Annotated in this window: 24 protein-coding genes and 2 tRNA genes; 13 read left to right on the top strand and 13 right to left on the bottom strand. The window is 65.4% G+C overall.

The genetic code is table 11. The features are described 5' to 3' along the window. Window position 1 precedes the first annotated feature (1 nt). From E7T10_RS08455 to E7T10_RS08475, 5 genes are all read right to left on the bottom strand, one after another. Window positions 2-643: a YfbR-like 5'-deoxynucleotidase gene (locus E7T10_RS08455; protein WP_137721465.1), complete on the bottom strand. Its 642-nt coding sequence runs from the start codon at window positions 641-643 to the stop codon at window positions 2-4. Window positions 644-737: 94 nt separating this feature from the next. Beyond that, window positions 738-1,535, bottom strand: a complete 798-nt coding sequence (locus tag E7T10_RS08460; protein ID WP_137721466.1) for a methyltransferase type 11 — start codon at window positions 1,533-1,535, stop codon at window positions 738-740. 73 nt (window positions 1,536-1,608) lie between these two features. Then, window positions 1,609-2,469 (bottom strand): MoxR family ATPase, encoded by an 861-nt coding sequence (locus tag E7T10_RS08465; RefSeq protein ID WP_017505219.1) that lies wholly within the window; start codon window positions 2,467-2,469, stop codon window positions 1,609-1,611. Between the two features lie 63 nt (window positions 2,470-2,532). Continuing rightward, window positions 2,533-2,727, bottom strand: coding sequence for a hypothetical protein (locus E7T10_RS08470; protein ID WP_137721467.1), 195 nt, complete (start codon window positions 2,725-2,727; stop codon window positions 2,533-2,535). Between the two features lie 12 nt (window positions 2,728-2,739). Continuing rightward, window positions 2,740-3,183: a hypothetical protein gene (locus E7T10_RS08475; RefSeq protein WP_137721468.1), complete on the bottom strand. Its 444-nt coding sequence runs from the start codon at window positions 3,181-3,183 to the stop codon at window positions 2,740-2,742. Window positions 3,184-3,339: 156 nt separating this feature from the next. Between E7T10_RS08475 and flbT the strand changes: the two genes are divergently transcribed. Both flbT and flaF read left to right on the top strand, forming a co-directional pair. Next, complete coding sequence (flbT, locus tag E7T10_RS08480) at window positions 3,340-3,762, top strand: flagellar biosynthesis repressor FlbT (protein ID WP_045811316.1); 423 nt, start codon at window positions 3,340-3,342, stop codon at window positions 3,760-3,762. Beyond that, on the top strand, window positions 3,722-4,087 hold the full coding sequence (gene flaF, locus E7T10_RS08485; RefSeq protein ID WP_039247294.1) for a flagellar biosynthesis regulator FlaF: 366 nt from the start codon (window positions 3,722-3,724) through the stop codon (window positions 4,085-4,087). The genes flbT and flaF overlap by 41 nt, the downstream gene beginning before the upstream one ends. A gap of 251 nt (window positions 4,088-4,338) precedes the next feature. Here flaF and E7T10_RS08490 read toward each other — a convergent pair whose 3' ends face one another. The 7 genes from E7T10_RS08490 to E7T10_RS08520 all read right to left on the bottom strand — a co-directional run bounded on the left by E7T10_RS08490 (window position 4,339) and on the right by E7T10_RS08520 (window position 9,761). Then, a complete protein-coding gene (locus E7T10_RS08490) occupies window positions 4,339-5,103 on the bottom strand; it encodes an exopolysaccharide biosynthesis protein (protein WP_210416069.1) in 765 nt (254 codons plus the stop codon). A 99-nt stretch (window positions 5,104-5,202) separates the two neighbouring features. Next, window positions 5,203-5,388 (bottom strand): DUF3008 family protein, encoded by a 186-nt coding sequence (locus E7T10_RS08495; RefSeq protein WP_137721470.1) that lies wholly within the window; start codon window positions 5,386-5,388, stop codon window positions 5,203-5,205. Between the two features lie 29 nt (window positions 5,389-5,417). Beyond that, window positions 5,418-6,587 carry an isovaleryl-CoA dehydrogenase gene (locus tag E7T10_RS08500; protein WP_039247299.1) on the bottom strand — a complete coding sequence of 390 codons (1,170 nt, stop codon included), beginning with the start codon at window positions 6,585-6,587 and terminating at the stop codon, window positions 5,418-5,420. Between the two features lie 43 nt (window positions 6,588-6,630). Then, the gene (locus E7T10_RS08505) at window positions 6,631-7,776 is read right to left on the bottom strand and encodes a lysozyme (RefSeq protein WP_137721471.1); all 1,146 of its coding nucleotides are present in this window, start codon (window positions 7,774-7,776) and stop codon (window positions 6,631-6,633) included. A gap of 78 nt (window positions 7,777-7,854) precedes the next feature. Further along, complete coding sequence (mgtE, locus tag E7T10_RS08510) at window positions 7,855-9,273, bottom strand: magnesium transporter (protein ID WP_091747315.1); 1,419 nt, start codon at window positions 9,271-9,273, stop codon at window positions 7,855-7,857. Window positions 9,274-9,338: 65 nt separating this feature from the next. Then, window positions 9,339-9,423, bottom strand: a tRNA-Leu gene (locus E7T10_RS08515). Window positions 9,424-9,509: 86 nt separating this feature from the next. Next, a complete protein-coding gene (locus tag E7T10_RS08520; RefSeq protein WP_017505209.1) occupies window positions 9,510-9,761 on the bottom strand; it encodes a FliM/FliN family flagellar motor switch protein in 252 nt (83 codons plus the stop codon). A 65-nt stretch (window positions 9,762-9,826) separates the two neighbouring features. Between E7T10_RS08520 and lipB the strand changes: the two genes are divergently transcribed. The 4 genes from lipB to E7T10_RS08540 all read left to right on the top strand — a co-directional run bounded on the left by lipB (window position 9,827) and on the right by E7T10_RS08540 (window position 13,362). Next, window positions 9,827-10,543, top strand: coding sequence for a lipoyl(octanoyl) transferase LipB (gene lipB, locus E7T10_RS08525; RefSeq protein ID WP_137721472.1), 717 nt, complete (start codon window positions 9,827-9,829; stop codon window positions 10,541-10,543). Between the two features lie 127 nt (window positions 10,544-10,670). Continuing rightward, a complete protein-coding gene (locus E7T10_RS08530) occupies window positions 10,671-12,155 on the top strand; it encodes a hypothetical protein (protein WP_137721473.1) in 1,485 nt (494 codons plus the stop codon). Between the two features lie 76 nt (window positions 12,156-12,231). Beyond that, entirely contained in the window at window positions 12,232-12,726 is a 495-nt protein-coding gene (gene msrB / locus E7T10_RS08535) for a peptide-methionine (R)-S-oxide reductase MsrB (RefSeq protein ID WP_045811309.1), read from the top strand. Window positions 12,727-12,774: 48 nt separating this feature from the next. Beyond that, complete coding sequence (locus tag E7T10_RS08540; protein WP_210416070.1) at window positions 12,775-13,362, top strand: hypothetical protein; 588 nt, start codon at window positions 12,775-12,777, stop codon at window positions 13,360-13,362. 67 nt (window positions 13,363-13,429) lie between these two features. Here E7T10_RS08540 and E7T10_RS08545 read toward each other — a convergent pair. Further along, window positions 13,430-13,504: transfer RNA gene (locus E7T10_RS08545), tRNA-Thr, on the bottom strand. A gap of 119 nt (window positions 13,505-13,623) precedes the next feature. On the opposite strand from E7T10_RS08545, the gene E7T10_RS08550 reads away from it, so the two are divergent. The 7 genes from E7T10_RS08550 (at window position 13,624) to E7T10_RS08580 (ending at window position 18,078) form a co-directional block, all read left to right on the top strand. After that, a complete protein-coding gene (locus E7T10_RS08550; RefSeq protein WP_246845972.1) occupies window positions 13,624-13,812 on the top strand; it encodes a hypothetical protein in 189 nt (62 codons plus the stop codon). A 102-nt stretch (window positions 13,813-13,914) separates the two neighbouring features. Further along, a complete protein-coding gene (gene murA / locus E7T10_RS08555; protein WP_137721475.1) occupies window positions 13,915-15,204 on the top strand; it encodes a UDP-N-acetylglucosamine 1-carboxyvinyltransferase in 1,290 nt (429 codons plus the stop codon). After that, complete coding sequence (locus tag E7T10_RS08560) at window positions 15,194-15,679, top strand: DUF2948 family protein (RefSeq protein ID WP_017505202.1); 486 nt, start codon at window positions 15,194-15,196, stop codon at window positions 15,677-15,679. The genes murA and E7T10_RS08560 overlap by 11 nt, the downstream gene beginning before the upstream one ends. After that, a complete protein-coding gene (locus tag E7T10_RS08565) occupies window positions 15,676-16,143 on the top strand; it encodes a UPF0262 family protein (RefSeq protein WP_039247308.1) in 468 nt (155 codons plus the stop codon). Before E7T10_RS08560 ends, E7T10_RS08565 begins: the two co-directional genes overlap by 4 nt. A 103-nt stretch (window positions 16,144-16,246) precedes the next feature. Continuing rightward, a complete protein-coding gene (gene infA, locus E7T10_RS08570; protein WP_008261544.1) occupies window positions 16,247-16,465 on the top strand; it encodes a translation initiation factor IF-1 in 219 nt (72 codons plus the stop codon). Beyond that, window positions 16,466-17,047: a nucleoside triphosphate pyrophosphatase gene (locus E7T10_RS08575; protein ID WP_137721476.1), complete on the top strand. Its 582-nt coding sequence runs from the start codon at window positions 16,466-16,468 to the stop codon at window positions 17,045-17,047. It abuts the gene before it with no gap. Further along, complete coding sequence (locus tag E7T10_RS08580) at window positions 17,044-18,078, top strand: ribonuclease E/G (RefSeq protein WP_137721477.1); 1,035 nt, start codon at window positions 17,044-17,046, stop codon at window positions 18,076-18,078. Before E7T10_RS08575 ends, E7T10_RS08580 begins: the two co-directional genes overlap by 4 nt. Window position 18,079 lies beyond the last annotated feature (1 nt).

Genomic DNA, 18,079 nt, shown 5'->3' on the forward strand with positions numbered 1-18,079 from the left:
GCTATTCCGTGTGCCAGGCGTCGTCGGCGGGGATCAGGCCGACGGCGCCCGCCAGAACGCGGTAGCGTTCCAGATAACGGGCCTGAGCGACCGGAGCTGGTTGCGGCTCGATCGTCAGGCTGTAGCCCTCGGGCGGGCTGCCGAAGAAGCCCAGCGATTCCTTTTCGGTGAAACCCGCCAACTGCGTCGCCTCGAAGAAGGCGCAGGCCTTGTCGGCCTTCTTGATCAGGGTCTTGATCGTTTGCGGCGTCTTGGGCGGCAGGCCGTAGCGCAGGTGGATCGCGGCTTCCAGCTTGGCCTCAAAGTCCTTGTAACCGGCCCCGAGCGCCGCCTTGAACGGCGAGATCATGTCGCCGATGACGTATTCCGAGGCGTCGTGCAGCAGGGCGGCCAGACGCCATTTCGGATCCAGGCCGGGCTTGATGTGGGCGGCGATCTCTTCAACCACGCACGAATGCTGGGCGACGGAAAAGGCGTGCTCGCCGATGGTCTGACCGTTCCAGCGGGCGACGCGCGCCAGGCCGTGAGCGATGTCCTCGATCTCGATGTCGAACGGCGACGGGTCCAGCAGATCCAGGCGACGACCGGACAGCATGCGCTGCCAGGCGCGGGGGGTGTTCTTCTTGTTAAGGCGCTCGGCCAAATCGCGTGTCCTGATCGCTTGTCGGCTGGTCAGGTGACGCAAAGATACGCCGGGATCAAGCGGGAGGGACCAGACGGCACCGGAAATCGCCGCGTCAGCGTCCGACGTTCAGCGTAACCAGTTCCTTGGCGTCATCGAAAATGCCGTCGTTTCGGCGATCCTTGGACCTGACCACGGCGATGACGATCGGACCGCCGCTGGGGCCGCGCGCCTCGAAGCCGACCTGTCGCCAGCCCGCATCGCCGGGCTGATCGTCAGCGAGGACATAGGTCATGCGCGTCGCCGCGCCCGGCGCACGGGTGCGCACGCGGGTGGAGTTGTCGTTGGCGTCCACGCTGACCGTCGAGGTTTCGGTGCGGACGTTTTGTCCGTCCTTGGACTGGATGTTTATGCCGCCGATGCGGACGCTGGCGTTATCGCCCTGAGTTTCGATCTTCAGGCCGAGCAGGCGGACCGAGGCGTCTTCGCCGCGCGTCTTGATGTCGACCCCAGGCGCTTGGACGGTAGTCGTATCGCCTGCCTCGATCGCTGGCGGCGGCGCATCTTCGGCTCCGGGAGCAAGGCGCGCGACCGTATGGGGCAGATCGGCGCTGGCGCGCGCTTCGAAATCCCGCAGCACGTCATCGACGGAGCGATCATCCAGCTTGACCAGATGCAGCACGACGTCGGCGCCCTTGGGGCCGCCATAGACGCAGTTCGCGCCGCCCGCCGCCGCCAGGCCCTTCCGCGTCAGGACGCCAAGACTGTCGGGGCATTGCAGGGCGTCGATCACTTTCAATACGCCCGCGCTCTGATCGTCGCTGGAGGAGGTGGTGGTGATGCGGACCGAGTTGTCGCCGTCGCAGGCGGCAAGGCTGGCGCTGAGGGCTAGATAAAGCAGGATATGACGCATGGTCGAACCTCTCTCGGCCTCCATTCTGCCCGCTGCGGCCGCGTGATCCAGTGAAATCGCGGTAATCACCGGGTCAGCCGCCGGGGCGCGAGCCTTCGCGGCGATTCAGGAACGCCAGGCGTTCGAACAGATGCACGTCCTGCTCGTTCTTCAGCAGCGCGCCGTGCAGCGGCGGGATCAGCTTGTTCGGTGTCTTCTCACGCAGGGTCTCGGCGTCGATATCTTCAACCAGCAGCAGCTTCAGCCAATCCAGAAGCTCCGAGGTGGACGGCTTCTTCTTCAGGCCCGGCGTGTCGCGGATTTCGTAGAAGGTCTTCAAAGCCTCGGAAACCAGGCGCGGTTTGATACCGGGGAAGTGCACGTCGACGATAGCCGACAGGGTCTCGGCGTCGGGGAAGCGGATGAAGTGGAAGAAGCAGCGCCGCAGGAAGGCGTCGGGCAACTCTTTTTCATTGTTGGAGGTGATGATGACGATGGGACGCACTTCGGCGCGGATCGTCTCGTCCGTTTCCTGGACGTAGAACTCCATCCGATCCAGTTCCTGCAGCAGGTCGTTGGGGAACTCGATGTCGGCCTTGTCGATCTCGTCGATCAGCAGGACGGGGCGGGCAGGGGCGGTAAAGGCTTCCCACAGCTTGCCCTTCTTCAAATAGTTGCGCACGTCATGGACGCGTTCCTCGCCCAACTGGCTGTCGCGCAGTCGGCTGACCGCATCATACTCATACAGGCCATTATGGGCCTTGGTCGTGGATTTGACGTGCCAGGTGATCAACGGCGCATCGAAGGCCTTGGCGATCTCATAGGCCAGGACCGTCTTGCCTGTGCCGGGCTCGCCCTTGATCAGCAGGGGACGCTCTAATGCGACTGCAGCGTTCACCGCGACCTTGAGGTCGCTCGTGGCGATATAACGGTCCGTGCCCTCGAAACGGCTCATAGAAAAACCCACTCCGTGTTTCCACGGAGTGGGTTAGCGGATCGTCCGCGTCGTGAACAGCGATCAGGTGATGCGCTTGGCCGAGACCGGATCGCTGGCGGGGAAGGTTTCTTCCAGACCCTCATCTACCAGCGCCTCCTGGCGGCTTTCGGACTTGTCGATCTTGTCGAGCTGGTCCGGCACGCCGTCCTGCGAGGTCGTGCGCTTGGCGTGCGGGGCGTCGGGCGACGCGTCGTGACGGGCTTTGTCGTCGGTCATGTCATTCTCTCCTTATCGCGCCGAAGCGTCTTGATCCCCGTCCGGGCCGTATCCCAGGTCTGTGATGTCGTCATCCGAGAGCCGTTTGGCCTCCCAATGTGCGGCGCTGGCCTGGGCGCCGCGTTCGTTTTCCATCAGGCCCGAATAGACGAGCTCGACTTCATCCGGCGCTGACGCAGGTTCGCCTTCGGCGTCGATTTGATTGCGATTTTCGCCATCGACGCCCAACAGGGCGTCGGCTTCGCGTTCGATGCCGTCGAGCGCCAACTGGTCGTCGAGATCGATCTCTGCGTCCTCGTCGAAATCCTCGTCGTCGGCGTCGCCATCGGCCTGGGTCACGTCCAGCACCTGGTCGGCTTCATCCAGTAGGAATTCGCCGTCGCCCTCGTCGTCCAGATGGGTTTCGTCGAACGTCTCAGACTGTTCCTGATCGTCCTGGTAGTCGTTGTCCGGCATGGTCGTCTCCTCTTCGACAAGCCAACGCAACGGCGACGATACGCGTTCCAGCGGATCGATCTCACAAGGGATGGTTAACCGATGCCGGGGTAGGGTCTGATTCACTCGGAGCTGTCGTGTGCGACCGGCTCGACCATGACTGGAGTACGGTCCTCAATGGCCTTGAAGCTGTCGCTGAAACCCGGCGAGAAGTTCGTTTTGAATGGCGCCGTGGTCCAGAACGGCGATCGTCGCGGCGTGCTGATCCTCCAAAACCGCGCCAGCGTCCTGCGCGAGAAGGACATCATGCAGGCCGAGGACGTGACCACGCCCGCACGCCGCATCTATTTCCCGATCATGATGATGTATCTGGACGAGAGTTCGGCGTCGAAGTTCTTCGACGAACTGGCTCTGCGGATCACCGAATTCATGGGCGCGACGCAGAACCCGGACATCCTGGCTGAATGCGTCTCGGCCTCGCGTCATGTGCTGGCGCGCGAATACTATAAGGCCCTGATGTCGGCGCGTAAGATTGTCGAGTATGAAGAGAGAGTGCTGAATGTCGCTTCAGGCCTACACAGCGGCGACAGCGAGGGCTGAGAGCCCGCGCGACCTGGAGTACCGGCTGTTCGGTCAGGTCACGCGCGCTCTGGTTCACGCCTCGACCGTCGACGAATCCGACATCGCCACCCGTATCGACGCGCTGGACTGGAACCGGCGCCTTTGGTCGACGCTGGCCGGCGAGTGCAGCGACCCCGGCAACGCCCTGGGCGCTCCGATGCGCGCGCAAATCATTTCCCTGAGCCTGTTCATCAACCGCCATTCCTCGGCGATCATGCGGGGTGAAGAAAGCTTCCAGGATCTGATCGATATCAATCGCATGATCATGCAGGGCCTGTCCGGCGGGGCGTCGCCGACGCAGTAGATCGGGACGCGTTCACGAAAGCGCGAAACCCATTGGCGCAAAGCGTTGAGCCGTCTTATGTTTCACCTCCCTGTTCAACAGTCGAAAGGAGGTGATCCAGTGTCTCATTGTCATCAATCGCGAGCGGCGACCGCGACCCTGGCCCTCGGAGAGGGTCTGGTCTGAGCCTTTCAGACTGAGTTGCGGCCGGACCGTTCGCGGTCAGGCAATGAAGGGTCGTCGGGGAAACCCGGCGGCCCTTTTTGTCGCCGTCAGTGCAGCAGCTTGGCGAACCAGCTGGTCAAGTGCTGGGCCACCTCGACCACCGTCGCCCAGATCAGGAACAGATAGAGGGCGCTGGCGGCGGTGGCGACGACGCCGAGCAGGATGGCGACGCCGTCGCGCTGCATCATGCCCAGGGCGAACAGAACCAGTGCGATACCGGGCAGGGCGTCTCCGAACGGAATGGGCAAGGCCATGATCAGAGCCAGCACGACGCACACCAAGCCTGTGAAGGTGTCGGCGACATCGCCGGTCAGCAGCGGCAGGCGTGGGCGGGTCAAGCGTTCGATGGCGCGGACCATCTTCAGGACGCTTAGGCCATTCGGCCGTCTGCGAACGGCGCGCCTCACGCCGTCGGAAAAGATGTAGCGGCGCCCGGCGATCCGTACCCTTGCCGACAGCACCCAGCGACGCAGCCAGGCCGGGGCTGCGAACGGCGTGGCGATCAAGGACGTGTAGGCGGCGCGGGACACCGAGGCCTTCAACATCCAGTGCGGCAGCCAGACGCTCTGTCTTTGGAAGGCCAGTTCCAGAGACATCAGGATGATCGGCACGGCGAAGACCGCCTTGCCGCCGGGCGGCCAGGGCAAAAGCGCCAGCAGCGACAGGATCAGGATCATGGCCCCGAATCCGCGCTCGCCGAACGAAGCGACCAGTTCGGACATGGTCAGCTTGGGCTCGGGGGCGTGGCCGAGGTCTTCAAGGACGTCGGAGAACCGCCGCAGGTCGTCGTTCGGAGGCGGTTGGGCGGGCATCAGGCGGGGCGCTCGGCTGGAGATTGCGCCCATCTAGGCGGTCGGCGCGTGGATCGCCACTTACAGAACGGACAGGCGATCAGATAAATCGACTGTGTCTCAGTCCTGCACTTGCTCGGGTTTGCCCTTGCGCTTGGTCTCGGCCAGGTCTTCCAGCTGCTTTTCCGTCATGGACTCGACCATGGACTTGGACGCGCCCTTCAGCTTCGACTTCGGCGTGTCTCCACGCTTGGCCGACAGGGCGGCGCCGGCGGCCTTTTGCTGAGCGGCGGATTTTGCGGGCATGGTCTGTCTCCTTGTTCGGAGACAAGCCGTCAGCCGCCCAGCAGTTCCCGTCCAATCAGGAAGCGGCGGATCTCGTTAGTGCCGGCGCCGATGTCATAAAGTTTGGCGTCGCGGACCAGGCGTTCGACCGGCCATTCCTTGGTGTAGCCGGCGCCGCCCAGGGCCTGAACGGCCTCCATCGTCACCTTGACCGCATTTTCGGACGCCAGCAGGATCGCACCCGCCGCGTCGTAGCGCGTGGTCAGGCCGGCGTCGCAGGCGCGGGCGACCGAATAGACATAGGCGCGGGCGCTGTTCAGGGCGACATACATGTCGGCGATCTTGCCCTGCATCAGCTGGAACGAGCCGATCGGCTTTCCGAACTGCTTGCGGTCGCGGACGTAGGGCAGGACCACGTCCAGCGCCGCCTGCATGATGCCAAGCGGACCAGCGGCCAGAACGGCGCGCTCATAGTCCAGACCGCTCATCAACACGCCTGCGCCGCCGCCCAGCGGACCCATGATGTTCTCTTCCGGCACCTCACAGTCCTCGAACACCAGTTCGGCGGTGTCCGAGCCGCGCATGCCCATCTTGTCCAGCTTCTTGGAGACGCTGAAACCCTTCATGCCCTTTTCGATCAGGAAGGCGGTGCAGCCCTTCGATCCCGCATCCGGATCGGTCTTGGCATACACGACAAGGGTGTCGGCGTGGGGCGCGTTGGTGATCCAGAACTTGGTGCCGTTCAGGACGTAGCGATCGCCCTTCTTTTCAGCGCGGGTGCGCATCGACATGACGTCGGAGCCTGATCCGGCCTCGGACATGGCCAGCGAGCCGACATGTTCCCCGCTGATCAGCTTGGGCAGATACTTCTGCTTCTGCTCGGGCGTGCCCCAGCGGCGAATCTGATTGACGCACAGATTGGAGTGGGCGCCGTAGCTCAGGCCGATCGAGGCCGAGGCGCGCGACACTTCCTCCATCGCGACGACGTGTTCGAGATAGCCCAGGCCGAGGCCGCCGAACTCTTCCTCGACGGTGATTCCGTGCAGGCCCAGTTCGCCCATTTCGGGCCAGAGCTCGCGTTTGAACGCGTTCTTTTCGTCGATCTCGGCGGCCAGCGGCGCCAGGCGATCGGCGGCCCAGCGGGCGGTGGTGTCGCGGATGGCGTCGGCGTTATCGCCAAGGCCGAATTCCATGGATTGGGGCGCGAAGGGAATGCTCATGCGCTAGGGCGTAGCATCGCGCACGGCCTTTCGCCAAGCGCTGTCAGACGCGGTCAGCCCGTCCCCAGCGCCGATAGCAGTTGTAGCCTGATACGCCGAGGCAGGCGGCGGCGACCAGGATCAGCACCCAGGCGACCGTGGCGGTGTCGCTGCTGTTCGATAGCGATGCGCGTCGAAAGGCGGCCATGGCGACGCCGAGACACAGGGCGCCAAGGCCGCCCATGATGACGAAGGTCAGGGTTTCTCCCAGCCGCGAGCGCCGCTTGGCCCGAGCGCGGGCCACGACCTCGCGCGTGCTCAGCACGTCTTCACCGGATGCTGCGTCGCCCTCGATGCCCGGTTCGACGGGGCTGTCGGCGGGCGTGGCTTCGGCCAGGCCTGGCGCGGTCAGCACCACGCTGGTCTTCTGCGCATCGGTGAAGCCCGACGGCGTCTCCGGCTGCTTGACCTCAACCGGCGCGTAGATGTCGTTGGCGGCGATGATCGGCGCAGCGACGGAGACGCTCTCCAACTGCCCGGTCAACGGCACGACGTCCGGGACCGGACCGACAGCCGTCGCGGCATAGACGTCGGGCGGCTGGGGCGCGGTGGTCGCTTGAGCCAGCACCACGCCATCCTGGGCCGGGAAGGGGGCGACGGCCTCATCCAGGGCGCCGTCGACGGCGGGAAGGGTCGGCTCGTCCGTCTCGAAAAGAGACGGCAGGGGCGCGGCCAAAAGGTCCGCCAAGGTGAGCGGCGCGCCGGGCGCGGCGTTGAACAGCGCGTGTTCAGCCGAACGACGGCGGGTTGGGGTCTCGGCGGCGGCTTCATCGGCCCAGGCGCTCATGGAGGCGGACGCCTGACGCGCAGATCCCGCGTTCAACTGCTCGACCACGTCGGAGGCGGCGAACCTGTCTGCGCCGATGGAGAAGGCGAAACTGGCCAGGGCGTCGAACTGATGCTGGTTGAGAGGAACGCGGACGTGATCGGTCACAGCCTTCACGACCGGGATCAGGTCGTATTGCATCAGCAGTTCGGCCTCGGCCTCGGACACCCTCGCGCCCTCGCGGGCCGACTGGGTGTGGCCATAGCCGATGACCCAGCGACCGTCGCTGCGCTGCATGGCCCGAGGCCGGAAGCCTTCGAAACTCTTGATCAGCAGGACGCCCTCGCGGGACACCTTGCTGGGTTTGGGGAGGACGTCAGACACAGTTGACCCAATTGGAAACAGGCGCGCGGCGCTCGCACCGCTCCCAGCAAGGGCCGCGCCGCATATTCCGCGTCGTGTCTAGAGCAGCACCAGTGTGGCCAGACCAAGGAAGATCAGGAAGCCGAAGAAGTCGGTGGTCGCCGTAACGAACACCGCCGACGACACGGCCGGGTCGAACTTCAGCTTGGACAGGGTCAGGGGCGTCAGGACCCCGATCGATGCGGCGACCAGCAGATTCAGGATCATGGCCGCGCCGATCACCAGGCCGATCTTCCAGTCTTCGTCCCGGAACCAGAAGCCGGCCGCGATGCCGATCAGGGGCGCCAGGATCAGGCCGTTGGCCAGGCCCACCACCATCTCGCGCCAGAAGGTGCGCGGGGCGTTCGAACTGTTCAGCTCGCGCGTCGCCAGGGCGCGCACGGTCACGGTCAGGGCCTGGGTGCCCGCATTGCCGCCGATGGCCGAGACGATCGGCATCAGGACGGCAAGAGCGACGATCTGCTGGATGGTGGCCTCGAACAGGCCGATGACGCTGGCGCCCAAGGCCGCCGTCGCCAGATTGATCGCCAGCCAGGGCACGCGACCGCGCACGATCTCGGGCACAGACGAACCGCGGTCCTCGTCGGCGACACCGGCCAGACGCAGGATGTCCTCGCGGTTCTCTTCCTGAATGATGTTGACGATGTCATCGACGGTGATCTGGCCGACCAGCCGACCGGCCGCGTCCACGACGGGCGCCGAGATCAGGTGGTATTTCTCGAAGATGTAGGCGACTTCTTCCTGATCCTGATCGACGGCGATCTCGTTGATCGGCTCCATCAGATCGGTCAGGGCGATGGTGCGGGCGGCGCGCAGCAGGCCGCTGATCGGCACGCCGCCGACCGGGCGGTTCAGCGGATCGACAACATAGATGTCGAAGAACAGCTCGGGCAGGTCGTCGCCCTGTTTGCGGATGTGGTCGATAGTGTCGCCCACGCTCCAGAACTGGGGCGCGGCCATCACCTCGCGCTGCATCAGGCGGCCGGCGGATTCTTCCGCATAGCCCAGGCTGCTTTCGATGGCGGCGCGATCGACTTCGGGCATGGCGGCCAGAACGCGTTCGCGCTGGTCGTCCTCCAGGTCTTCGACGACGGCTGCGGCGTCGTCGGAATCCAGTTCCTGCAGCGCCTCGGCCAGGGTGCCGTGCGGCACGCGCTCCAGCACCTCCTCGCGGATATTGTCGTCCAACTCGGGCAGGGTTTCGGCCAGAAGCTCGGGCGGCAACCACAGGACCACGACGGCGCGGTGTTCCGCCGTCAGAAAGCCCATCAGGTCGGCGACGTCGGCCGGGTGCAGGTCTTCCAGCAGCGAGCGCAGCCGCATCCCGTCGCCGTCGTCGGCGGCGTCCACGACTTTCTCGACGAATTGAGGGGTGAGGACATAGTCCTCGTCCAGGGCGGCGTGGTCTTCGTTATCGAGCGTCTCGTCTGGAGCAAAGGCGGTGTCCGTGGTGCTCACGTGGTCGCCTCCCTTGGTAGAATGTCCAGCCGTACTTAGCCGATGAATCGCCCTGTTTAGCCAGATGGTGCGGTCGAGAAGACTCGAACTTCCACGGGTTGCCCCACAGCGACCTCAACGCTGCGCGTCTACCAATTCCGCCACGACCGCTCGCATCGGAGCGGCGGCGAATAGACGAAGCCGTTGGAAAAGGAAAGGGCGAAATGAGCGACGCAAAGACGTCGCGGATCAAAGTCTCAGGCCGACCCGGCCATGAAGTCGTACACGTCCGCCTGGCGGGTGACGGTGATGGCGATACGGTCGTCTCGGATCTCGATTTCGCCGCGCGCGACAGGATAGTTGTTGGCCAGGATCCAGACCTCGTCGCCCTCTGCAGCGTCCAGGGGAATCACCGCGCCGCGACCCATGCGCAGCAGTTGCGACATCGGCAGCACCGAGCGACCCAGAACCACGGAGATTTCGACATCGACGGCGTTAATCTGGGTCACGTAAAGCTCTCTTCACTAGAGGGCCGTCTCTTGCAGAAACGCCCTGGCGACCACATTGAAGCGTCATGCTTGCTGAGCCGTTAAGCCCGTCCCTTCAGAAACTGCGTCTCGACGATGACCGACCGGTCGAATGGGCCGTGTCGAAAGGCTACGTCGACTATGCGGCCGCAGAGGCCTTCATGGAGGCGCGCGTCGCGGCCATTGCAGCCGGCGAAGCGAATGAGATGGTTTGGTTGCTGGAGCATCCGCCGCTCTACACCGCCGGCGTCTCCGCCAAGAACGACGACCTTCTGGATGCCGGCCGGTTTCCGGTGCATCGCACAGGGCGGGGCGGGCAGTTCACCTATCACGGCCCGGGACAGCGCGTGGCCTATGTGATGCTGGACCTGAACCGGCGAGGCAAGGACGTCCGGTGTTTCGTGCGCGGGCTTGAGCTGTGGCTGATCGGCGCCCTGGATACGTTCGGCGTAAAGGCCGACATCCGGCCCGGTCGCGTGGGCGTGTGGGTCGAGCGCAAGGGGGCGGGCTGGTCGCGCGAGGACAAGATCGCCGCCATCGGCGTCAAGGTCCGCAAATGGGTCAGCTTCCACGGCATCAGCCTGAACGTGGAGCCGGATCTGGATCATTTCGGCGGCATCGTCCCGTGCGGCATTCAGGAACACGGCGTCACCAGCCTGGTCGATCTCGGCGTTCTGGCGACGATGGACGAGGCGGACGAGGCCTTGAGGCGCAGCTTCGATCGGATCTTCGGCGCAGCGGTCGAGGCGTCGGCGCCGCTTTGATACGCGCCGCATCGCCGCAGCCCATGTGACAATCGGGCGAAATCCCGCGCGGCGGGGTTGGCAAGCGCTGGACGCATGGGGTTTAACCTTTCCCACGAGCTTGAAATCAAAGGCCGCAGGAAACCCCATGAACCGAATGATCGCCGCCGCTTCGGCCGCCGTTCTGTCGCTGACCGTCGCCGCCGGCGCCGCTGTCGCACAGGATTTTCGCGCTCTGGCGCAACAGGACCTTCAGGCCGCGCATGACGCCCTTGCCGCCAACCACCCCGCCGCCGTGATTCCCGGCGCGCCCAGCGAAGCGTTTCGCAGCTGGATCGATGCCGGCCTGACGGATGCGCAAGGCAAGGTTGGCCGCGTGAACAGCGGCGACAGCCACGCCTATCTGATGCGCTACTACGCCAATGGCTTTCGCGATTCGAACATCGCGATTCGCCCGACCTACGAAGGCCTCGGTCCCTTCTTCGCGACCAGCTGGCCGGGCGTGACCACGGCGTGGCGCAACGGCGAATATGTCGTCTCCTATGTGAAGCCCGGCGTTCGCAACGTGCCGCCGCTCGGGGCGACCCTGGTCAAGTGCGGCGACAAGACCGCCGCCCAGTTGGCCGAAGAGCGGCTGGACCGGTGGGAAGGCGACCTGACGACGGAAGCCGGACGTGTCCGCACCGCGCCCTATCTGCTGTGGAACCGCAACAATCCCTTCACCGGCGGCGTGCCCTCGCTGTGCACCTTCAAGGTCGGCCGTCGTGATCGCGACTTCCAGATGCAGCCCCAGCCGGCCGACGCCGCCAGCCTGGAAGCCGCCTATCGCGCCACCGTCTACACGCCGGGCGCCAATCCTTTGTCGGTCGAGACGGTCGATGGCCGTCCGTGGATCAATGTTCACACCCTGGCTGACGACGCCGGATGGGACGCCTTCTACGCCGCTGTCGAAGCCCAACTGCCCGCCATTCGCGGCGCGCAGGGGCTGGTCATCGATCTGCGCGGCGCAAACGGCGCTTCGCTGAATGCGACGGGCAAGGGCTATGGCCTGGCCAACCGCATCTGGACGCCCGAGTTCACCGTCAGCCGTCAGCCTGAAGCCGGCTCAATCACCTACCGCGCCACGCCCGCAAACCGTCAGTGGTTCGCCAACACCCTGGCGCGCATGCAGGCCGACCCGCGCTTCGTCGCTGAATCCGGCCCGGTCATCGAACAGACCCAGGCCATCGTCGCCGCCTTCGATTCGGCCCTGGCCGCCAATCAGCCGACCTTCACAATGCCCGGTCGCCCGTCGGTGGCGGACGCGGGCGCGGCAAACCCCGTGGCGGGTCCGGTCGTGGTCTTGGTCGACGGCGGCTGCACCAGCGGGTGCCTGGATACGCTGGACCTGCTGACGCGCCTGCCGAACGTGCGCCTCGCCGGATCGGTGACGGCCGAGGATTCGATCTTCATCGAGCCGACCGTTCTGCGCCTGCCGTCGAACTATGCCGAGCTGACCTATGGTCATAAGGCCTGGACCACGCGCCAACGCGGCAACGATGCGCCCTTCACCCCGGCACAGGGCCTTGCCTATACCGGATCGGCGACGGACGAGGCGGCCGTGCGCGCCTGGGTCGGGACGCTGTTCCAATAAGTAAGGACCGGTCGGTCGAATGAACGAGGGGCGGGCAGGGGTGGAACCCTTGGCCCGCCCTTCTTATTTGCAGTCCATGACCGATCTCGCCCAAACCTCCGAATCCCTCCGTTCGCCGTCGGGCTATGACCTGACCCCGCCGAACGCCGAAGAACGCGCCCGGCTCGAAGCCGATCTGAACCCCGAGGAAAAGCGCGTCCTGCTCTCCCATGGCACTGAGGCGCCCTTCTGCGGCACGCTGCTGGGCGAGAAGCGGGCCGGCGTCTTCTGCTGCCGCGAATGCGGCCTGCCGTTGTTCAAGAGCGGAACCAAGTTCGAAAGCGGCACCGGCTGGCCCAGCTTCACCCAGCCGGTCGATGAAGCGCACGTCCACGCGATCCGCGACACCAGCTACGGCATGATCCGGATCGAGACCCAATGCGCCCGCTGCGGCAGCCACCAGGGTCACGTCTTCCCAGACGGCCCGCCGCCCACCGGAAACCGCTATTGCATCAACTCGGTCGCCCTCAGTTTCGTAGCCGAGGGCGAGGCTCTGCCGGACCCCCTCAACCGCGGCGACGGCATCGCCTGACCTTGGCCTCAATCGCTGTGCTAGGATGATATCGAACGGAGGTGGCCTATGCTGATCGCAAGTCTCTTGGCGGGTGTGGCTCTGGCGGCGTCGGACGGTGATCCGGACGGCGTGGTCACTACGGCGCCGACAAACGCGCCCACCCTGGCTCAGGCCCTGGCGGCGGCGCCTGAGGCGTCGTTGACTGCGCCGACGGCTCAGGACGCCGCCCCGCACGGCCTGACCACCGAACAGCAGATCCAGAACTGGATCAGCGCGCGCACGCCGGGCGCAACCTTCGACGAAAGCGCAGAGCCGGGCGCCCCGGCCGAGCGCAAGATGCATGGCATGGTCGAGGCCGGAATCGGCACAGGCGGCTATCGCAGCTATGGCGCGGCCGTTTCCTTGCCTGTCGGCGAGAACGGTCGCCTGGACCTCGCCTACCGCGAAGGCCGCAACGAACCTTGGGGATACGGCTACGGCGGCTATGGTCTGCGCGGACCGGGCTTCTACTCGCCCTATGGCGGCGGCTGGCGCGGTCGAGGCTATGGGGCCGACACTACGACCAAGTCGATGTCGATGGGGTTCAGCTGGAGCAAAGACGGCGATGCGGATGACCGCGATCCCTATCGCCGCGGCCTTTACGGCTACGACTGAAGACTTTTCCGTCCGCTCTGGAAGATCGAAAAGGCCCGGCGAAAGCCGGGCCTTTTCAAGTCTCAGATGGTGCCGCCGGGGGGAATCGAACCCACGACCTCAGCCTTACCAAGGATGCGCTCTACCACTGAGCTACGGCGGCCCCGACTGAGGAAGCGGCCGTATAGCCAAACCCTTCCGGGGATGGAAGCGGCTTTTTGACGATCTGAAAGAAAGTTTGGACATGGCCCGTGATCACGGCATCATCGCACCATGACTCGCATGCCGCATGACGCCGATACGCCCTCCGCCGCCGCGCAGGCGACGCCGATCGTCGAATCGGGGCCTGAATTCGAGAAAGCGCGGGCTAAGGCGGAAAAGGCCATGCGGCTGGCCTCGGCGCTCCGGGCCAATCTGCGGCGGCGCAAGGCGCCGGCGCGGACGCCGGCCGCGCCACGCGACAGCAACTGAAAGTCATCGGCTCGCGATCACGCAGCCCTTTGGCAAGCGCCCGCCGGCTTGCTAGAGAACCTTCCCCCCGAGGCGTTGGCCTCGGGCGCGCTTAAGGACGTCATGGACAGCATCGCCATTCAGGGCGGCGCCCAGCTTTTCGGGGACATTCCCGTCAGCGGCGCCAAGAACTCCGCCATCAAGCTGATGGCCGCCTCGATCCTGACGGATCAGCCCTTGCTGCTGACCAATATGCCGCGTCTGGCCGACACCCGGTTCCTGGGTCAGTTGCTGCGCCAGTTCGGCATCGAAGTGACCGAGCGTGACGGCGCGGACGGGCAGGAGAGCCTGTTTCACGCCAAGGGCCTGACCTCGACCTTCGCCCCCTATGATCTGGTGCGCCAGATGCGGGCCTCGTTCAATGTGCTGGGGCCGCTGCTGGCGCGCACCGGCGAGGCCAAGGTCTCGCTGCCGGGCGGCTGCACCATCGGCGCGCGTCCGGTCGATCTGCACCTGCAGGCGCTGACGGCGCTAGGCGCCGAGATCGAGCTGGACGAAGGCTATGTCACCGCCCGCGCGCCCAAGGGTCTGAAAGGCGCCGAGATCGAGTTCCCCTTCGTTTCGGTCGGCGCCACCGAACATGCGCTTCTGGCCGCCGTGTTGGCTGAGGGCACGACCGTCCTGCGCCGTGCGGCGCGCGAACCCGAGATCGGCGATCTGGCCCACTGTCTGACGGCCATGGGCGCCAGGATCGAGGGAATCGACACCGACGTCCTGACCATCACCGGCGTCTCGTCGCTGAACGGGACGACCTGGTCGGTGATTCCCGACCGGATCGAGATGGGCTCCTACGCCGTCGCCGCCGCCATGGCGGGCGGAGAGGTGCGCCTGACCAAGGCGCGGGCCGAATTGATCGGTTCGCTGACCGACAAGATGGTCGAGGCGGGCGTCGAGGTCTCGCCGACCGCCGACGGCGTGCTGATCGAGCGCGACCCCAAGCAGCGCCTGAAGGCCGTGGATGTCGAGACGGCCATCTATCCGGGCTTCGCCACCGATCTGCAGGCCCAGTTCATGGCGCTGATGACGACGGCGGAAGGCGTCAGCACGGTTCGCGAGACGATCTTTGAAAACCGCTTCATGCATGTGCCGGAGTTGGCGCGACTGGGCGCCGACATTTCGGTTCATGCCGGAGAGGCGCACGTCACCGGCGTCGAAGTTCTGCACGGCGCACAGGTTATGGCCACGGATCTTCGGGCCTCGATGTGCCTGGTCATCGCGGGCCTTGTCGCCGAGGGCGAAACGACGGTCGGACGCGTCTATCATCTGGATCGCGGTTTCGAGCGTTTGGAAGAAAAGCTCGGCGCATGCGGAGCCGACATCCGCCGCATAAAGGGAACAGGTGATGAGCACTGAGATCGACGGCGTCATCTCCGAAGCCAAGGCGCCGGTCGAACCGCTGCGTCTGTTGGCCGAGGATGCCGACGATCTTCAGATCATCTCCGCCGCGCTCCAGGACGCCATCCTGCGGCCCGTCGATATCGTCTGGGAAAAGGCGGCCCGGACCCTGACCATCGCCTTCAGCCGCTTCTGCTGGGAGTGCGGCGGGACGCGGGTGATGTGCGCCATGCAGTTCGGCGACGTTCTGGCGGTCAAGAGCCGTCGACTGTCGCGCAGTCCCGACGCCTCGCTCGAACTGCTCGCGCTCGACTTCATTCCGACCGAGGACCTGAGCGGGCGCGTCATCCTGATGTTCGCCGGCGGCGGTGATCTGCGAATCGACGTGGAATGTCTGGACGCCGTGGTCACGGACATTTCCGACCGCTGGCCTGCACGGATCGCGCCGACCCACCTGGACACGCCCGAACTGGACGAAGGGACTGCGGCATGAGCGCCGATCATAAGCTGGCCTCGGTCGAACTGGACGCCGCGACCCTGCCGGCGGCGACGGCCGAGATCGAGCACGAGCGTCGCGTCGCCATCTTTGATCTGGTCGAGAAGAACAGCTTCGAGCCTGTCGGCGCCGAGGGCGGACCCTACAGGCTGAAGCTGTCGCTTCAGGACAATCGTCTGGTGTTCGACATCGACGGCGACAACTTCACGCGCACCTACGCCATCAGCCTGACGCCGCTGAAGGGTGTGATCAAAGACTATCTGATGATCTGCGACAGCTACTATGAGGCGCTGCGCGGATCCTCGGCCAGCCAGATCGAATCGGTCGACATGGGCCGGCGCGGCCTTCACAACGAAGGGGCCGAGCAGCTGAAGACGCGGTTGGACGGCAAGATCGTGGTCGATCACGAGACGTCGCGGCGCCTGTTTACATTGCTCTGCGCCCTCTACCGTCGCGGCTGACCTCGACTATCTCTGTGTTTTCGGGCATTAGGCCCGTCCATTCCGCCCCTCGCGCCCGCCCGGCGTGGGGTCGAACGCATATTCAACGGGCGTGAGAGGCCGCATGGCTAAGGAAGAACTGCTCGAGTTTCCCGGCACCGTCAGCGAACTGCTGCCGAACGCCACCTTCCGCGTGACGCTCGAGAACGACCACGAGATCATCGCCCACACCGCCGGCAAGATGCGCAAGAACCGCATCCGCGTCCTGGCCGGCGACAAGGTGCTGGTCGAAATGACCCCCTACGACCTGACCAAGGGTCGCATCACCTATCGCTTCAAGTAAGTGGCTGCGGGTCGCCCCGAACTGGTGCTGGCTTCGGCCAGCCCGCGCCGCATCGAACTGCTGGCGCAGGTCGGGATCACGCCCGACCATATCGATCCCGCCGACATCGACGAGACGCCTCTGAAGGGCGAGACCCCGCCGCGTCTGGCCGAACGACTCGCCACCTCGAAGGCGCAGGTTGTCGCAGAGCGCCGCCCCGAGGCGGTGGTCATCGCCGCGGATACGGTTGTCGCTGTCGGGCGTCGTTTTCTGGAGAAGGCGGCGGACGAGGCCGAGGCGACACGCTTTCTGAAACTGCTGTCCGGCCGCAATCACCGCGTCTTCACCGGCGTCGCCGTCTGGCGCGACGGAAAACTATCGTCGCGCGTCAACGAAACCCGCGTGACCTTCAAACCCTTGTCGGACCACGAGATCGCATCCTACGTCGCCACGGGCGACTGGCGCGGCAAGGCCGGCGGCTATGGCATCCAAGGCCCGGCGGCCGCCTTCATCCAGCGCATCGTCGGCAGCCATCCGTCCGTGATGGGCCTGCCCGTCTATGAGGCCGTCCGGCTTCTGCACGGCGTCGGCTGGCGTTCATGAGCGGCGCAGTCGGGGTCTTCCTCGACGAGACGCCTGGCGAGACGCGTGCCGCCATCATGCGCGACGGCCACTACACCCATCTTCTGATCCACCGCGACGATGATGTGGCGCAGACCCGGCTCGGCGCCCGCTCGGTGGGGCGTGTCATCGAGGTGAACCCCGGCTTGCGCGGCGCCTTCGTCGATATCGCCGCACCGACCGCCGCCTTTCTGCCCTTCCCGAGAAACGACCGAATTACCCAAGGCCAGCGGATGGAAGTCGTCGTCACCGCCGAACCTCGTGCCGGGAAAGGGGCGGCAGTTCGGTATGTAGGACCGGGGGAGGGGACGCCCCGCCTGATTCAGCCCGCACCCACCATCGCCGAACAGTTGCGCGAGCTCGCGCCCGGCGCGGAATCGGTCACCGGCATCGCCGCTATCGACGCCGTGGTCGAGGCGGAGGAGGAGGCTCTGGCTCATTCGATCGTTTTCGCCTCGCATGGAATCGATCTCGCCGTCGAACGCACGCGCGCCTTAGTGGCCGTGGACATCGACTTCACGTCCACCCCCGGTCGTGATCCGAAACAGGCCAGGGCGGCTGCGAATCGCGAGGGGGTGAAACAGGCGGCGCGGCTGATCGGCTTGCGGAACTGGGGCGGCCTGGTCGTCATCGACATGGTCGGGGACGGTCAGGACGCCGAGGCGCAGTCCAAAGTCGCGCGGGCCGCGTTCGGTCATGAACCCCAGGCCGTCTTCGGACCCGTCAGTCGATTCGGCCTGTTGCAGATGTCGCTTCCCTGGCGTCGCACGCCGCTCGAGGAGCTTCTGCTCGACGCTGGCCGACGGCCCTCGGTTCAGACGCGGGCCATATCTGTCGTACGCGCTTTGCGGCGACAGCTTCTGGCCGATACCTTATCGCCACGCATCACCGCGCGTTGCGCGCCCGAAGAAGCCCTGATCGCTGATCCACTGGCGTCCTATCTGGGACCGCGAGCGGTGATCCAGGCCGATGCCGCGATCCCGCCAGGGCGCGGACGAATAGAAGAGGGTTAAG

The organism is Brevundimonas sp. SGAir0440, from assembly GCF_005484585.1.
Taxonomy (GTDB): Bacteria; Pseudomonadota; Alphaproteobacteria; order Caulobacterales; family Caulobacteraceae; genus Brevundimonas.

Coding starts and splice junctions, on each gene's coding strand:
- flbT (WP_045811316.1), top strand. CDS start 3,340: ATGGCCTTGAAGCTGTCGCTGAAACCCGGCGAGAAGTTCGTTTTGAAT.
- E7T10_RS08560 (WP_017505202.1), top strand. CDS start 15,194: ATGAGCACTGAGATCGACGGCGTCATCTCCGAAGCCAAGGCGCCGGTC.
- lipB (WP_137721472.1), top strand. CDS start 9,827: ATGCTTGCTGAGCCGTTAAGCCCGTCCCTTCAGAAACTGCGTCTCGAC.
- E7T10_RS08470 (WP_137721467.1), bottom strand. CDS start 2,727: ATGACCGACGACAAAGCCCGTCACGACGCGTCGCCCGACGCCCCGCAC.
- E7T10_RS08580 (WP_137721477.1), top strand. CDS start 17,044: ATGAGCGGCGCAGTCGGGGTCTTCCTCGACGAGACGCCTGGCGAGACG.
- E7T10_RS08460 (WP_137721466.1), bottom strand. CDS start 1,535: ATGCGTCATATCCTGCTTTATCTAGCCCTCAGCGCCAGCCTTGCCGCC.
- E7T10_RS08475 (WP_137721468.1), bottom strand. CDS start 3,183: ATGCCGGACAACGACTACCAGGACGATCAGGAACAGTCTGAGACGTTC.
- E7T10_RS08500 (WP_039247299.1), bottom strand. CDS start 6,587: ATGAGCATTCCCTTCGCGCCCCAATCCATGGAATTCGGCCTTGGCGAT.
- E7T10_RS08565 (WP_039247308.1), top strand. CDS start 15,676: ATGAGCGCCGATCATAAGCTGGCCTCGGTCGAACTGGACGCCGCGACC.
- flaF (WP_039247294.1), top strand. CDS start 3,722: ATGTCGCTTCAGGCCTACACAGCGGCGACAGCGAGGGCTGAGAGCCCG.
- E7T10_RS08465 (WP_017505219.1), bottom strand. CDS start 2,469: ATGAGCCGTTTCGAGGGCACGGACCGTTATATCGCCACGAGCGACCTC.
- infA (WP_008261544.1), top strand. CDS start 16,247: ATGGCTAAGGAAGAACTGCTCGAGTTTCCCGGCACCGTCAGCGAACTG.
- E7T10_RS08495 (WP_137721470.1), bottom strand. CDS start 5,388: ATGCCCGCAAAATCCGCCGCTCAGCAAAAGGCCGCCGGCGCCGCCCTG.
- murA (WP_137721475.1), top strand. CDS start 13,915: ATGGACAGCATCGCCATTCAGGGCGGCGCCCAGCTTTTCGGGGACATT.
- E7T10_RS08540 (WP_210416070.1), top strand. CDS start 12,775: ATGCTGATCGCAAGTCTCTTGGCGGGTGTGGCTCTGGCGGCGTCGGAC.
- E7T10_RS08530 (WP_137721473.1), top strand. CDS start 10,671: ATGAACCGAATGATCGCCGCCGCTTCGGCCGCCGTTCTGTCGCTGACC.
- msrB (WP_045811309.1), top strand. CDS start 12,232: ATGACCGATCTCGCCCAAACCTCCGAATCCCTCCGTTCGCCGTCGGGC.
- E7T10_RS08550 (WP_246845972.1), top strand. CDS start 13,624: ATGCCGCATGACGCCGATACGCCCTCCGCCGCCGCGCAGGCGACGCCG.
- E7T10_RS08490 (WP_210416069.1), bottom strand. CDS start 5,103: ATGCCCGCCCAACCGCCTCCGAACGACGACCTGCGGCGGTTCTCCGAC.